A 15,792-nucleotide genomic window follows, 5' to 3' on the forward strand; every position below is an offset into this window, starting at 1 on the left:
TATTCGATGATTTACTGTTTTTTTTATTTTAGTCATCAATGTCAATTACTCTCATCTTAGAGTCAAACTTGATTTCCCAACGGTTAGACAGCTTTACTTCATATTCTTTTTTATCCCGTTCAATCTGTATGATTTTAACATCCGGATAGTTTGTCTTTACATAAGTACGGATTGCTTCCGGGATGATCTGTGCAGGGACTTCACTTTGCTGGCATTTAACTTCTGTCCATTCTCCCGCCTTATCGAATTCTACTTTTTCTCCATTAGTGAAGACCACATCGTAGCTTTTATAGAATAATTCTGTTTCCTGTTTTGCCAATGCCACTTTATGATCTTTAAAGTAGGTATTGAGGAAAGTTTGAGCCTTTGCAGGGAGTTGATTTACCTGGATCGGTTTGTCATTATCTGCCATTACCATTGTGTGCATTGTGAACATACATACTAATAATAAAACTAACTTTTTCATATTCTTCTATTTTTAATAATTAATACTTTGGTTTATTCTGATATTGCAAAGGTAAAGGGAGATTCTGGAAAGAAACTGGAATCCTTTACCGAATGATTTGTTTCTCGGTGTGAAACTGTCAGTTTCATTACTTGGAACTGCTTGTTTCATTACTTGAAACTATCGGTTTCATTGCTTGAAACTGGAGGTTCCATTGCTTGAAACATTTCGTCCGGTCTGCTGAAACAGAACTAATTGGTAATTAGGTAGATAAAAGAACACAGCATTTTATCTGACGGAGGCAGGAATAAATTCACTTGGTCGTCCGTTGTAGGTTAGTGTCAGTCTATGCATAGCCCTTGTTACAGCTACATAGAGCATACTTTTGTCAATGGCTGAGTTGTAATTCTTGCCGTTGACATAGGGAACGATTACTTCGTCAAACTCCAACCCTTTTGCCATGTGAGATGAGGTAACGATAATACCTTTCATAAAAGCAGAGCTTTGATTGGACAGGAAATGGATATCACCGGTATGCACCCGGAGGCTTTCTGATAGCTCTCTTGCCTGCGTTTCGGTTTTGCATACTATCCCGAGTGACGTATAACCGGATTTTTTAAAAGAAGAAATTATACTGAAAATACCCAGTATTTCCTGTTTTACATCTTCAAACCGTAGGATTGCAGGAGGTTCACCATGGCGTATGATAGGTTCTAATTCATGATTGGTCTGAATCTTTTGCGAGAAATCCGTGATTTCAAACGTAGAGCGGTAACTTTTGCATAGTTTCATTATTTCGCCTATAGTGAATGCTTTCCGAATCATATCGGCTGTTGACGAACCATAAGGGTTGACAGATTGTGATGCATCTCCGAGAATAGTCTTCCGGCAGGGGTAAAGTTTCTGAATTACTTTGTATTGGATAGGAGAATAATCCTGCATTTCGTCTATCAAAAGATGTTTGACACCGGGCGAAGTAATATTTCCGTCTAAAGCCAGATGCAGGTATGCCAAAGGTGCTAGGTCAGCGTATTCCAACATCCGGTTCTTGCGTAATTTGAATAGTTCGGGTTTACCTACCCATACGAAAAACTCTTTATAAATCTGAAGATCGTTGTTACCTGCAAACATCTTCTTTATTCCTTTCTTCAACAGATTTTTCTCTGAAGTGGTAATTGTAAAGTAGTATTGCACCTTCATCATTTCCAGGATATAATTCGCCATAGCTTCAGAACGCTGGCGCATGGGATAACGGTTGAAGCGCCTGAATTGCTCTTCAATATATTCGGCTGGAATTGTGATGTGCCTGGTGAGTTTTACTTCTGCTGCTTTGAAGTAGTTGTTTTCCATATAGAGGATGAACTTATCGAGCTGTGAAATAAACTCGAAGGAAGATTTGTATTTGATCCGTTCAATGAAGTCCGAGGACGTTTTTTCGAGTAATTCCGTTACCTGTTCAAAGAAGTTCTGGTATTTGTATTTGTTTTCAAGAACTCCCGAAAGAATCTGCTCCATACTGGTTTCGGGCACACTTTCTTCGCCAAGCTCGGGAAGTACGTTCGAGATATAATCACCGAAAACTTTATTGGGTGAAATAATAAGTATATCTTTTGAGGAAATATTCCCTTTCAACGTATAGAGCAGGTAGGCGATGCGGTGTAAGGCAATGGATGTCTTGCCCGATCCGGCAACTCCCTGGATAATGAGCACGTGGGCTTCTTCATTGCGAATGATCCGGTTCTGTTCCCGCTGGATAGTGGTGACAATATTTCTCATTTTATCATCGGCATTGCTGCTGAGTTCCTTCTGAAGAATTTCATCATGTACAGTCAGCGAGCTTTCTATCATATATTCCATTTTGCCTTTACGGATGCGGTATTGGCGTTTAAGTGAAATATCTCCGTTGATTTCACCGGTAGGGGAGGTATAAACCGCTTTCCCCAGTTCGTAATCGTAGAACATACCGGAAATGGGAGCCCGCCAATCGTATATCAGGTTCGTCTTACTTTGTGAATCATAGAACGTATGTATGCCTATATAAATAGGTAAAACACTACTGCCGTTTTTCTTTTCCTCGAAATCTATCCGTCCGAAATAGGGGATATCCAATATTTTGCCCAACCGCCTGCGTTTGTCAATTACGCTTTCACCCAGTGCGAAATGATTGAGGATGCTTTCGCGCATGGATCGGATTTCATGCGGATCGATATCTTTGTTTAACCAGATATAATCTTTGTATTCCTGTAAGGTTTCTACATGCTCTTTGACTGATGTATCGGTGTTCTGAATCGTATCGTTAATGATGCCGATGACCTGTTGCAAGTACTTTTTTTCCTGTTGTTCTGATAGATTGAATGTCATAACTCTTTTAATTTTTTATCTGGGAAGTTTGGAAAGGGTGGCAAAGTTAGTCCGAATTATCAGGTTATTAAATAGTTATTTATAGCTATATATCCGTCCTTTTTTCTACATTTGCACGTCATTACAAAAGAAAAACAATGGATATTCTTGATCTTGCCAGACGGAATCAACAGAAAGCCCGGAAAATTATAGAAGACACAAAGATCATCCCTATTTGGGAAAGTATAGGTGCCAGAGTGAATTTAGTAGGTTCTTTAAGTACAGGATTGCTGATGAAGCATCTTGACATTGATTTTCATATTTATACCTCACAATTTAGTCTGTGTGATAGCTTTCAGGCAATGGTGAAGTTTACGGAAAACAAGTCTTTCATGAAGATGGAGCATAAGAATCTGCTGGATACAGAGGAAGCATGTGTGGAGTGGCATGCTTGGTATCGGGATGCAGATAATGCGCTCTGGCAGATAGATATGATCCATATTTTGGAAGGTTCCCGGTATGATGGCTATTTTGAGAAGTTTGCCGAACGGCTTTCCGCTGTTTTGACCGATGAAACAAGGTATGCCATTTTAAAATTGAAATATGATACGCCCGAGTCGGAAAAGATTATGGGAATAGAGTATTATAAAGCTGTTATCCGGGATGGCATACGCAGTTATGAGGACTTTATGGAATGGAGAAGTCTGCATCCGGTTACGGGAATTATGGACTGGATGCCGTAACTTGCATATTTCTTTCGCAGAGCGGTTAGCTTAGTATTCCTGACTTTAATCCTGCATTGATAGCTTCGATAGAATTCTGTACCCCTAATTTGTGCAATAGGTTTTGCCGGTGAATATTGACCGTATGAATACTGATGCAGAGATTGTGAGCTATTTCTTTACTTAATAATCCTTTTTGAATAAGCTGTAAAATCTCCAGTTCACGCTGTGTCAGATGAATCCGTGGAATAGATACTAAAGTAGGCGAGAACATTTCTCCATTTTTGAGATTCAATACAGTGCATTCCACCTGATCGGTTTCTGTCTGATTGGGCGCAATCTCTATATTTCCAAGTATCAGCCATGCTTTTCCGTTGCGGCTTTGTTCTAAAACCTGTTGCCGGCTGATTACCCGTATGTACTGTTGTTTGGCATTCATCAGCCGGAAACTATAGATATTACAATAATCATTTCTTTGTTCGTGAGGTAGGCTATAGATAAACTTGCTAAGGTTAATCTGCAATTGCTCCAGTCGGGCGAAATCGTCCGGATGAAAGCGTGATTCCAAATAATCTCCCTGCTTCTCCAGAGTAGCTATTTTCCGGCTGTCATATCCCAGTATATCTGCAAAGTTAGAAGATGCGAAAGCATATCTGTATTTATAAACATCAACTACAAATGAGCAACTTCTGCTGATTTGGGACATCTGTTGTAGCACAACTTTATCCTGTTCCCATATGGCATAGTCGATTTCATTTGCAGACAAATGTTGCTTTGCCCACATTTCTTCTCTTGTGATTTCAGTTGATTTCATGCAGTGGAGTAATTTCACGCAAAAATATAATAACCGTTGATTTATCCGGGTAAGATCACTTGCTTTTTTATTATTTTTCCTACATTTGCTGTGTAGAATTCACATAAAACGATTGTTCAACTCATGAAACATCAACTCTGTATATAGCTACGCTCCACGAATAGTACTTTCCAATAAAAGCTATTCGGCTATCCTGACGGATTTTTGTAATTCGTCACAGAGTTTTCCTATCTGATTATTTACATCGAGTGGCACGCAGCTATGCGCATAGCTGTGTGGCATGCGTTTATTTTAGTTGAACAATGAATTATACGTATAAGCAAATATGGCTCATCAACTTTCCTGTGATGATGAGCATCCTGATGGAGCAATTAATCAATATTACTGATGCTATTTTTCTGGGACATGTAGGCGAAGTGGAGTTAGGTGCTTCTGCGCTTGCAAGTGTTTATTATCTGGCCATTTATATGCTCGGTTTTGGCTTTAGTTTGGGTTTACAGGTTATGATTGCCCGCAGAAACGGGGAACAAAGATACGAAGAAACAGGGAAGACTTTCTTCCAGGGATTATTGTTCCTGAGTGGACTGGCTATGTTTTTAAGTCTTGCGTCCTATATACTGTCACCTGTTATCCTGAGGTATTTCATCCGTTCACCGGAGATTTATAATGCTGTGGTTGATTATCTGACATGGAGATGTTTCGGTCTGCTATTTTCTTTTCCATTTCTGGCATTCCGCTCTTTCTTCGTGGGAATTACGAAAACGAGAGTTTTGTCGTGGGCGGCTATAATGGCGGTTCTTATCAATATCCCTTGTAATTACTTGTTTATTTTCAGTCTCAATCTGGGTATATCCGGGGCAGCAATGGCTTCTTCACTGGCTGAAGCCGGTTCTTTATTAATTCTGGTTATCTATACTTTTCTGAAAATGGATAAGGAGAATTTAGGGTTAAAACCTGTTTATGATAGGAAATTGCTAAATTCACTTTTTCACTTATCCGTATGGAGTATGATGCATGCTTTCATTAGTGTTGCTCCGTGGTTTTTATTCTTCGTGGCTATCGAGCGGTTGGGAGAAAAACAACTGGCAGTGTCGAATATTATTAGAAGTGTTTCTACCGTTTTCTTTGTAATAGTCAATTCGTTTGCGGCTACTACCGGTTCACTGGTCAGTAATCTGATAGGTGCGGGTGAGGGGAGAAGTATGTTTCGGCTCTGTGGTAAAATTCTCAGATTGGGATATGCAATCGGTCTTCCTTTGATAATTATTGCTATGTTATTTAATCAACAGATTATCGGATTTTATACGGATAATGCAGAATTAATAGAACTTGCTCAGTATCCGTTTATCGTGATGTTGCTGAATTACACATTTGCTTTGCCTGGTTATGTTTTTATGAATGCAGTAACAGGTACAGGTAATACCCGGATTGCATTTATCTTTCAGATTTCCACTATTGTCGTCTATCTGGCTTATTTGTATCTATTGAGTTATTGTTTCACAACGACTTTACCGGTCTATTTGACGGCTGAGTATTTGTTTGTGATTCTATTAGGTGTTCAATCTTGCGCTTACCTGAAGATAAGTGGTATTAGTAAGGGGAATAAAGTAATATAGCCGATACCTTTATTTTATTGGTAAAGTGACGATCATTCGTATTCCTTCCTTATATGCAGGATCTATTTTTATCTCTCCGGCAAGTCGTTTTGTGATGAGCCGGCAGAGATATAATCCCAGTCCATTACCGGGAATAAAAGTGTCAAGTTTGGAGAAGCGGTTGAATACTTCTTCATGTTTCTCTTGAGGAATACCGCAACCGGTATCGGTGACGTATATCAGGATTTCTTCTTTGGATTTATCCACCCTATATCCTAAAGTGATCTGACCTTTTTCTGTGAATTTATTAGCATTACTCAGCAAGTGTTCGATTACTTGGGTCAGGTATTGGGCATTGCTTGGAATAATCATACTTTCTTCTGTAATCTCCAGCTTATATTCTATGCCCTCCTTTTTCTTGAGTTGCTCCATTTCATGTACACAGATGTGCTTCAAATCTGTAGGCTGACAGGGAAGTTTTTCTTCGGAAACATCCAGATTGGCAACTTCCAGCATACTGTTGATAAGACTTGTTAGTAATACAGTATTCTTTTGAATTTCCGGTGGAAACTCTTTGCGCATCTCCGCATCGATTTCTTCATTCATGATCAGATCGGAGAATCCGACGATAGCGTTGAGTGGAGTACGTATCTCATGGCAGATTGAGTTGATAAATGATTGTTTCATCTTTTCGCTTTCCTGTGCTTTGAGATGCAAGGCTTTTAATTCCATTTTTATCCTTTTCTCCTTCTTCCAGGAAAAATATAAATAGGTACAGATAAGTACTACGATTATTAATAAAATGCTGAGAGAAATGAGCATCGTTTTCTTATTTTTTATCTCCAGCATAGTCTTTTCATTATTGAGAGTATTCAGATCATACTTTACTTGTAATTCATTGAGCTGCTTATGTGTAGCTTCTGTGCTTAATGAATCCTGAATCAGATGTGAAATCTTCAAATATTTCAGAGCATTCTGATAATCTTTGATTGCTTCATAAGTCATGGAATTGATGTTGTATAATCCGGGCAGATTCTGTGGTGCTAATGTTTCTGCAAATTTAATCAGACTGTCATTGGCTGCTATTGCCTTGCGAAAATCTCTTTCGGTACGGTTATTGGAATAATAGTTGTTGGCACAAAGATAATAATTGTATTTATCCAGATCATTAGTCAGACTCTTACCAATTTCCTGAATACGCTTCCAGTAATATTTTTCTTGTTCTAATGTCAGATATGGCAAACTGCTAATCATAAATGAATAGTACTGAAGGAGATATAAATCTATATTATAGAAAGGACGCTGTTTTTGGTAATCATTTTTGTATTTTTGCTCTACCATATTAATAAGCTGCTCCATGATTTTCACAGCTTCTTTGTTCTTACCAGCTTGGGCGTATGTAAAACATACTCTCCAGGTAATGAATTTTTTGTAGATGTATTTTTCTTTTTCCGGGAGTGTTTCTGTAAGTTGCATGGCTTTATCCAAATAAGGTATTGCCTTTTTGAATTGATCACTCATATAGAAACTCGTTCCCATATTATAGGCTGATGCTATTTGTTTGTATACATTGTCTTCTTTATCTGTCTCTACATTCTTGGAATCTAATTCTTCTTTGATAGCTTCCGTTCTCTCTCCGGAGTAGCATCGTGAGTCAAAAGTTCGCATATGATAAAAAGGTAATAAACTTTTGAGTTCATCCTCGGTCGCTATCTTTTTAAAATATTCGGTGTATTTGGCTATTGTATCTTTATTGTATTCGCTGATTCCGGCGATAAGAATATCGTCGAGTGCATTCAGCATATTTTTTCTGTCATCGATTGTGGCTGCTTCCTGGTACATCTTTAATAGATAAAGATGGGCTTCTGGATTTTCCTGATAAAGGTCTGTCAGATTTCTGTATATTTGAATTCTTTTCTCGGAAGACTGGGTGTTTTTTAAAACACCTAGGAGGCTATCTGCTGCCTGTGTTTGGTTTGAGGCAAGCACTGTCGAATTGATAAGTATAAATATAGCAGTTAGTAAATGTCGCATAATATGTTGCTACTTTGTAATGGCGCAAATCTACTGCTTTTTTTCGTGATTTTGTGTTGTTTGAGAAAAATATTTTCGGAGGTTTATCTTTGGTATTTTTTACCTTTCTGATTTGCTTTCTGAATTTATCCGATTTAGTGATAAATACTTGTTTAACTGCAATTTCCAGAAGTGTAATTCTTGTGGATCAGAAAGAAAACCTTATATTTGTAAAATGACGATAAATGTCATATAAATCTTTATAGACTTAATACTTAAAAACGTAACTAAATGGCAAAAATCAATTTTTACCTTCTCTTTAATGGCAATTGCGAAGAGGCATTCAATTTTTATAAATCAGCTTTTGGTATAGATTTTACTTTTATAGGCAGATATGGGGATATTCCTCCGCAGAATGGGATGCCTCCGATTTCTGAGGATGAAAAAAATAAAATAGAGAATATCTGTTTGCCTATTGCTGAAGAGACTGTTTTGATGGGAGCGGATGTTTGCGGCTATATGGCGCAAAATACTGTATTCGGTAATAATTTCTCTCTTTATATAGAAGCTGATAGTAGAGGAGAGGCAGATCGATTGTTTGCCGGGTTGTCAACAGAGGGACGTGTAACGATGCCTATGAGTGAAGCACATTGGGGGGATTATTTTGGAATGTTTACTGATAAGTTTGGTGTGAATTGGCTGATAAATGTCCGCAAGAATATAGGGTAATTATATAGTGATAAATTAAAAGAATAATAGTTTTACTATGGAAGAAATGTATTGTCAGAGTTGTGGTATGCCACTTGTAAAGGCAGAAGATTTTGCAACAAATAAAGACGGAACTCCTATGAGTGAGTATTGCATCTATTGTTTTAAAGATGGAGCTTTTACAGGGGATATCAGTATGGAGGATATGATCAATATCAGCCTGAAGCATATGAGGGAACTCTTCAAAGGTGATCCTGATTTCAACGAGCAGGCAGCATTGATTAAAATGAGAGATTTTTTCCCGGAGTTAAAGAGGTGGAAGAAGTCTCTATAATCTTTTCTTTTGGAAATGCATTAGGTAACAATCTATAGAAAAAGAAAAGCGTTGTAAATAACTTATTTACAACGCTTTTCTTACAAGTGGTGCCACCAGGAATCGAACCGGGGACACAAGGATTTTCAGTCCTTTGCTCTACCAACTGAGCTATGGCACCATTGTTTCTCTTTTGCGGTTGCAAAGGTAGTGAAACTTTTGGACTATGCAAGCGCTTTGGAGATAAAAAACGCTGATATTTGCCTATGTGGCTAAGTATCAGCGCTTATGTTTTAAGAAAAAAATGAATTCAGCTGTTTATTTGTTCTCACAAATCTTTATCTGCTCTTACAAATCTTTATTCGCCAGCTTTTTCGCCTTCACTCTCGGTAGTTTCCTCTTTCAGTGGATTCCATCCTTGTGCTTTCAGTTCAAACTCTTGACCATCGCGAGTGATCAGTGCACAACCTAATTCCGGTTTAGTGATGTGTCCTATTAACTTCACACCTTCCATTTCAGAAATCTTCTCGTGATCGGCAATGGGAACGGTGAAAAGCAGTTCGTAGTCTTCGCCACCATTAAGAGCGCATGTTGTCAGATTCATATTGAACTCTTCAGCCATGACGGCAGTCTGATAGTCAATGGGGATATGTTCCTCATAAATGCGGCAGCCTACTTTACTTTGCGTGCAGATATGCAACAATTCAGAAGATAGACCATCTGAAATATCCATCATAGAAGTGGGTTGAATACCTTCTTCCGCCAGTTTCTCAATGATGTCGCGGCGAGCTTCCGGTTTTAATTGACGTTCCAGCAGATATTCCTTTCCGGAGAAATCAGGTTGCATATCAGCCTTACCTTTCAAAGCCACTTTCTCGCGTTCCAATAATTGTAAGCCCATATATGCGGCACCCAGATCACCGGTTACGCAAATCAAATCTGTTTCTTTCGCACCATTTCGGTAGACAACCTTATCTTTGTCTGCCTCACCTATACAAGTGATACTGATTGCCAGTCCCGTAAGAGAAGAAGAGGTGTCGCCTCCTATGATATCCACATCATATTCCTCGCACGCCAGACGGATGCCCGCATACAACTCTTCCATATCTTCCACGGAGAAACGCTTGGAAAGAGCCAGAGAAACGGTGATCTGTTTGGGCGTACCATTCATGGCGTAGATATCGGAGAAGTTCACGACAGCCGCTTTATAGCCTAAGTGCTTCAGCGGGACATAAATCAAATCGAAATGCACACCTTCCATTAGCAAGTCAGTGGTAATCAAGACTTGTTTTTCAGTAGGATAGGAGAGTACGGCAGCATCATCGCCTACACCGTACCGGCTGGATTCATTCTTCAGTTCAATACCATCGGTAAGGCGGCGGATGAGGCCGAACTCACCGAGGCTTGATATTTCTGTTCTCATGATTATGCTCTGTTTATCAATTCTCTCATAATTTCTGTCATCTTCGGCTGGGCGGCATCAGCAGCTTTCTGCACTTCCTCGTGTGTCACCTCTACGATCTTACCTTCCACGCCAAGGTCGGTAATTACCGAAATACCGAATACCTTGATACCGCAATGATTGGCAACAATCACTTCCGGCACTGTAGACATACCCACTGCATCGGCACCGAGGATATGGAATAATTTATATTCAGACGGTGTCTCAAATGTCGGACCTTGCGTACCGATATATACACCATGCTGTACTTTGATACCCTTTTCCGCTGCAATTGCATTAGCCTTACGAATTAACTCTTTATCGTACGCTTCACTCATATCCGGGAAACGCGGGCCATATGGAATATTCTTGCCACGCAACGGGTGCTCCGGGAAGTAATTGATGTGATCTGTAATAATCATCAGGTCGCCGATTTCAAAATCCGGATTTGTACCACCGCTGGCATTCGAAACAAATAGGGTTTTGATACCCAGTTCGCGCATTACACGTACCGGAAACGTTACCTCCTTCATTGAGTAACCTTCATAATAATGGAAACGTCCCTGCATTGCCATGATATCCTTGTTTCCCAATTTTCCGAATATCAGTTTTCCGCTATGTCCTTCTACCGTCGATACGGGGAAGTTCGGAATTTCCTCATATTTTATTTCGTACTTCTCGGTGATTTCGGTGGCAAGACTGCCTAAACCGGTTCCGAGGATAATTGCTGTCTCAGGTTGTGTGTGCATCCTACCTTTCAGGTAAGCTGCTGTTTCTTGAATGAGCTCTAACATAGCCAATAATATTTTGGTTAAATATATGTTGTTGATTTTGTAAAAATTCTATCTCAATCGGTAAAATGTACAAATACGGCTTTAACGTTTCGGCGAGTGCCGGATGGTGTTGCAACCTTGTCGCATCCTTTTCCGTGGTGATAATCAGCTTCTTCTTTCCTTCCAGACGTTCGAAGCGTTCTTTTATAGCTTGCAAATCCTTGCTGCTGAAATCATGATGGTCGTCAAACTGACATAAGTTTACGTGCGGTGTGTGCACTTTTAGCTTTTCCACCAGCGGTACAGGCGAAGCGATTCCTGTTACCAGTAATACTTGTTCGTCTTTTTCCAGTGATGCGAGGGTTCGGCGTTTTTCTCCGAAGAGCGGTGTTAATGCTCCATATCGGAACGAAGAAAAATAAAGTTGCTGATACGGATACAGCTTTAGTCTTTTCGTGATGATATTGAAATCTATAGGTTTGATATCTTCCGGGCATTTTGTCACGATCACGATGTGCGCCCTGTTTTTGCCACTTTCAGGTTCGCGTAATCGTCCTGCCGGAAGTAGGGTATCGTCTGAAAAAAGCCTGTGGAAATCTGTTAGTAGAATGTTCAGCCCGGCTTTCACGTACCGGTGTTGGTAAGCGTCATCTAGTAACACTACATCTACTTTGGGGTGGTCCAATTTCATCAGTTGTTCAATGCCGTGACAGCGGTTCTCATCTACAGCTACCCGGATAGCCGGGAATTTGGTTTTTATCTGATAGGGTTCGTCACCAATGCGCTTTACATCCGTTTCTTCCGTAGCAAGTACATACCCCTTGCTTTTTCGTTTATATCCGCGGCTCAGCATGGCAACGTTTGTTCCCGTTTGTTGTAACAGCTTGATAAGATACTCCGTGTGTGGTGTCTTGCCTGTCCCGCCTACAGCGAGGTTGCCGACGCATACCACAGGTACGTCAAAACTCTTTGACCGGTAATATCCCCAATCAAAGAGTTTATTTCTTAGGCGTACCCCCATCCCGTAAATCCACGAGATGGGGTATAGCCAATAGTGTATCTTAACCAGCGGTTCTTCCATCCACTCCTTTCTTTAATTGATGTTCAACTCGAACGGAACGCGTGCCTGAATTTTATCGCAGTTCTCAAAATTATTCAGCCAGTCGAATTGGTTGTAAAGTTCACCGACTTTGCCTTTCAGTATCCGAGATTGGATATATCCACCGGGTTTCGTATCCGTCAGCATATCGAAGAAACTTTTCTTGCCCGGATAAGACATTACTGTGTAGGCATCCAGTCCGGCCTTTTCGATAGCTATTTCCAAAGCCTTGTCCAGTCCACCCAGTTCGTCTACCAAACCCAGTTCTTTGGCTTTGGTGCCTGTCCATACACGCCCTTCGGCAATCTTCTTGATTTCATCCGTGGTCATGCCCCGGCCTTCTGCACAACGTTTCACGAACAGTTCATAGCCCTCATTCACCATATTTTGCATCAATGCCTTCTCACCGTCATTCAGCGGACGTCCCATTGCTCCGAAGTCAGCGTATGTATTGGTCTTTACTACATCGAATGACAGACCGATTTTATCCGTCAATCCTTTCACGTTGGGGAACATTCCGAAGATACCGATAGATCCTGTCAGTGTAGTCGGATCAGCTACAATACTGTCCGCGTTGCAAGAGATATAGTAACCGCCAGATGCTGCATAGTCACCCATGGAAACAATCACCGGTTTTTCTTTTTTCAGTTCGGTGACAGCGTACCATATTTGTTCCGAACCGAAAGCGCTACCGCCCGGAGAATTCACACGCAGCACTACAGCTTTCACGTCCTTATCATCTTTCAGTTTGCGCAAGTCGCGGATTACCTTATCAGAATTAATTCCATCTTCACTACCTGCATACGAACTTCCGCTGTCAATGGCTCCATATGCGTAGTACACAGCGACAATATTTCCGCTCTTATCTTTCGGAACGTTCTTCTTCACGTTCACCATGTCTTTTAAGCTTAATATTGGCATACTGTCATCCTTATCTATTCCCACCATTGTTTTCAGGTAGTTACGTACGTCATTTTTGTATACCAGAGTATCTGCCAGGCCATATTCCACGCAGTCATTGGCGGGATAGAACATCAGCATTTTGTCGGCAGCCTCGTTCAGTTTTTCTTTGCTTACGCCTCTTGATTCTGAAATATCACTCAGCATTTGTCCCCAGATACCATCCAGGAATACGGTTACCTGTTCACGATTGGCCGGACTCATTTCTGTAGAAATGAATGGTTCCACAGCCGATTTGTAAGTACCTACTTTGAATACCTGCATTTCAACGCCAATCTTTGACAATAAATCTTTGTAGAAGGTCGGGGTAGAAGCCAAACCGTACCAGCCGATTGCGCCTTGAGGATTCAGCAACACTTTATCCGCTACACTTGCCAGATAATACAGGCGTTGTGAGTATTGGTCACCGTAAGCTACCACGAATTTACCGCTGGTTTTGAAGTCAGCCAGCGCTTTGCGTATTTCTTCCAAAGAGGCAAATCCTATGCCCATTGAACCGGCTTGCAAGTAAATTCCCTTGATGTTTTCATTTTCCTTGGCTTTCTGGATAGACGAAAGAATGTCATCCAGTCCGTACGTAGTTTCATCTTCGCTCAGGAAGATGTCGAAAGGGTTGTCCTGGCTCCGTTCTGAGAGCATACCTCTCATGTCGAGCATCATCACAGAGTTTTTGCGTACCTGAGTTTCAGACTCTGACGAGGACAGCATACTAAATAGTATCAGGATGCTGACGAAAAACAACACGACGCTTGACACGATAATACCTGTGATGGTGGCCAGCGTAAATTTAAAAAATTCTTTCATTGTAGTTATTGTTTTTTGTATGCTAACTTATAAAAGCTAACAAAGATAAATAATTGAATTGATATTTGCTCTATCTGTCGCAAGGTTTTTCATTTTGTCACACTGTTCATCACAAAACATTATTATCTTTGTGTCGTTTAATGTGAGAAGGAGAACGAACCATGAGTAATAAAATATATCCGATTGGCATACAGAGCTTTGAAAAGATTCGTAGAAACGGATACTTTTATATTGATAAGACAGCGCTTATCTACAGGTTGGTGAAGACTGGCAGCTATTATTTTCTGAGTCGTCCGCGTCGTTTTGGCAAGAGTTTGCTTATATCTACTTTGGAGGCTTATTTCTCGGGGGTACGCGAACTTTTCGAAGGACTTGCTTTGGAGCAGTTGGAGAAAGAGTGGAAAAAACATCCTGTTTTGCATTTGGACCTCAACATTGGGAAATATGATACACCTCACAGTCTTGACGATATTCTGAATAAGGCATTGCTAGAGTGGGAAGCTGTATATGGTACCGGTGTAGGTGAAGTTACTCTCGCCTTGCGCTTTGCCGGTGTGGTGGAACGTGCTTATAAGAAAACCGGAGAAGGTGTTGTTATTCTTGTTGACGAATATGACAAACCTATGTTGCAGGCTATTGGAGAAAGAAAACTACAGGTCGAGTTTCGTAGCACCTTGAAATCTTTTTATAGTGTGCTCAAAACAATGGATAGATATATCCGGTTCGCCTTATTGACCGGAGTAACTAAATTCGGTAAAGTCAGTGTTTTTAGTGACTTGAATAATTTGAATGATATTTCTATGTATGAGCCGTTCGTCTCCATTTGTGGAATGACGGAGAAAGAAATACATGATAATTTGGAAGAAGACCTGTACGAACTGGCAGCTATGCAGAAGATGACTTACGAGCGGGTTTGTGCCGAATTGAAAGATTGTTATGACGGTTATCATTTTGTAGAAGAGTCTGAAGGCATTTACAATCCTTTCAGTGTGTTGAACACCTTTTATAAAATGAAGTTCGGCAATTATTGGTTTGAGACGGGTACGCCTACTTATCTCGTAGAACTGTTGAAACATAATAATTATGATCTGGAACGAATGGCCCACGAAGAAACCAGTGTGGATGTACTGAATAGCATTTATGATGACGATAGTCCCATACCTGTGATTTATCAGAGTGGATATTTGACTATCAAAGGATATAATTCTCGCTTTGGCATCTATAGTTTAGGCTTCCCGAACAGAGAAGTTGAAGAAGGATTTATTAGATTTTTAATGCCATTTTATACCCGGGTAAACAAAGCGGAAGCTCCGTTTGAGATACAGAAATTTGTTCGTGAGATAGAGAATGGGCAGCCTGATGCTTTCTTCCGTCGCTTGCAAAGTTTCTTTGCCGATACTCCTTATGAACTGATTAGTGATTTGGAGCTCCATTATCAAAACGTCCTGTTTATCATTTTCAAGTTGGTAGGTTTCTATACGGAAGCTGAGTATCACACATCCGAAGGGCGTATTGATCTGATTTTAAAGACTGAAAAGTACGTTTATGTAATGGAATTTAAGCTTGAAGGTACTGCTGAGGAGGCTTTGCGGCAGATTGAAGAAAAGCATTACGCTCTTCCTTTTGAGTCTGATTTCCGTCAATTGTTTAAGATCGGTGTAAATTTCAGTAATCGTACCAGAAATATAGAACGATGGATTGTGAAATGACATTCTAATATAAAAAGATTAAGATCATAGACAGATAGAGTCTGGCATTTTAAATA

At 40.2% G+C, this 15,792-nt stretch carries 13 protein-coding genes and 1 tRNA gene; 5 read left to right on the forward strand and 9 right to left on the reverse strand.

What is annotated here, in order from left to right; all coding sequences use genetic code 11:
* Window positions 1-28: 28 nt before the first annotated feature.
* Window positions 29-466, reverse strand: coding sequence for a PepSY-like domain-containing protein (locus BACCELL_RS04760; RefSeq protein WP_007210446.1), 438 nt, complete (start codon window positions 464-466; stop codon window positions 29-31).
* 267 nt (window positions 467-733) lie between these two features.
* Window positions 734-2,806, reverse strand: coding sequence for a HelD family protein (locus tag BACCELL_RS04765; RefSeq protein ID WP_007210448.1), 2,073 nt, complete (start codon window positions 2,804-2,806; stop codon window positions 734-736).
* A 137-nt stretch (window positions 2,807-2,943) separates the two neighbouring features.
* Here BACCELL_RS04765 and BACCELL_RS04770 point away from each other — a divergent pair, with 137 nt between their 5' ends.
* A complete protein-coding gene (locus BACCELL_RS04770; RefSeq protein WP_007210449.1) occupies window positions 2,944-3,528 on the forward strand; it encodes a hypothetical protein in 585 nt (194 codons plus the stop codon).
* A gap of 25 nt (window positions 3,529-3,553) precedes the next feature.
* Here the strand turns inward: BACCELL_RS04770 and BACCELL_RS04775 are convergent, their stop codons facing one another.
* Entirely contained in the window at window positions 3,554-4,321 is a 768-nt protein-coding gene (locus tag BACCELL_RS04775; protein WP_007210450.1) for a LuxR C-terminal-related transcriptional regulator, read from the reverse strand.
* A gap of 302 nt (window positions 4,322-4,623) precedes the next feature.
* On the opposite strand from BACCELL_RS04775, the gene BACCELL_RS04780 reads away from it, so the two are divergent.
* Window positions 4,624-5,937, forward strand: coding sequence for an MATE family efflux transporter (locus tag BACCELL_RS04780; protein ID WP_007210451.1), 1,314 nt, complete (start codon window positions 4,624-4,626; stop codon window positions 5,935-5,937).
* 9 nt (window positions 5,938-5,946) lie between these two features.
* Here the strand turns inward: BACCELL_RS04780 and BACCELL_RS04785 are convergent, their stop codons facing one another.
* On the reverse strand, window positions 5,947-7,950 hold the full coding sequence (locus BACCELL_RS04785; RefSeq protein ID WP_007210452.1) for a sensor histidine kinase: 2,004 nt from the start codon (window positions 7,948-7,950) through the stop codon (window positions 5,947-5,949).
* A gap of 270 nt (window positions 7,951-8,220) precedes the next feature.
* Between BACCELL_RS04785 and BACCELL_RS04790 the strand changes: the two genes are divergently transcribed.
* Window positions 8,221-8,658, forward strand: coding sequence for a VOC family protein (locus BACCELL_RS04790; protein ID WP_007210453.1), 438 nt, complete (start codon window positions 8,221-8,223; stop codon window positions 8,656-8,658).
* 37 nt (window positions 8,659-8,695) lie between these two features.
* Window positions 8,696-8,971, forward strand: a complete 276-nt coding sequence (locus BACCELL_RS04795; RefSeq protein WP_007210454.1) for a zinc ribbon domain-containing protein — start codon at window positions 8,696-8,698, stop codon at window positions 8,969-8,971.
* Window positions 8,972-9,058: 87 nt separating this feature from the next.
* Here the strand turns inward: BACCELL_RS04795 and BACCELL_RS04800 are convergent.
* The 5 genes from BACCELL_RS04800 to sppA all read right to left on the reverse strand — a co-directional run bounded on the left by BACCELL_RS04800 (window position 9,059) and on the right by sppA (window position 14,027).
* Window positions 9,059-9,131, reverse strand: a tRNA-Phe gene (locus BACCELL_RS04800).
* A gap of 177 nt (window positions 9,132-9,308) precedes the next feature.
* Entirely contained in the window at window positions 9,309-10,373 is a 1,065-nt protein-coding gene (gene thiL / locus BACCELL_RS04805; protein WP_007210455.1) for a thiamine-phosphate kinase, read from the reverse strand.
* 2 nt (window positions 10,374-10,375) lie between these two features.
* Window positions 10,376-11,185, reverse strand: a complete 810-nt coding sequence (locus tag BACCELL_RS04810; RefSeq protein WP_007210456.1) for a purine-nucleoside phosphorylase — start codon at window positions 11,183-11,185, stop codon at window positions 10,376-10,378.
* Entirely contained in the window at window positions 11,142-12,245 is a 1,104-nt protein-coding gene (gene lpxK / locus BACCELL_RS04815) for a tetraacyldisaccharide 4'-kinase (protein WP_007210457.1), read from the reverse strand. The genes BACCELL_RS04810 and lpxK overlap by 44 nt, the downstream gene beginning before the upstream one ends.
* A gap of 12 nt (window positions 12,246-12,257) precedes the next feature.
* Window positions 12,258-14,027, reverse strand: coding sequence for a signal peptide peptidase SppA (gene sppA / locus BACCELL_RS04820; protein ID WP_007210458.1), 1,770 nt, complete (start codon window positions 14,025-14,027; stop codon window positions 12,258-12,260).
* A 161-nt stretch (window positions 14,028-14,188) separates the two neighbouring features.
* Between sppA and BACCELL_RS04825 the strand changes: the two genes are divergently transcribed.
* Entirely contained in the window at window positions 14,189-15,736 is a 1,548-nt protein-coding gene (locus BACCELL_RS04825; RefSeq protein ID WP_007210459.1) for an ATP-binding protein, read from the forward strand.
* Window positions 15,737-15,792 lie beyond the last annotated feature (56 nt).

The sequence above is a fragment of the Bacteroides cellulosilyticus DSM 14838 genome, from assembly GCF_000158035.1.
Classification (GTDB): domain Bacteria; phylum Bacteroidota; class Bacteroidia; order Bacteroidales; family Bacteroidaceae; genus Bacteroides; species Bacteroides cellulosilyticus.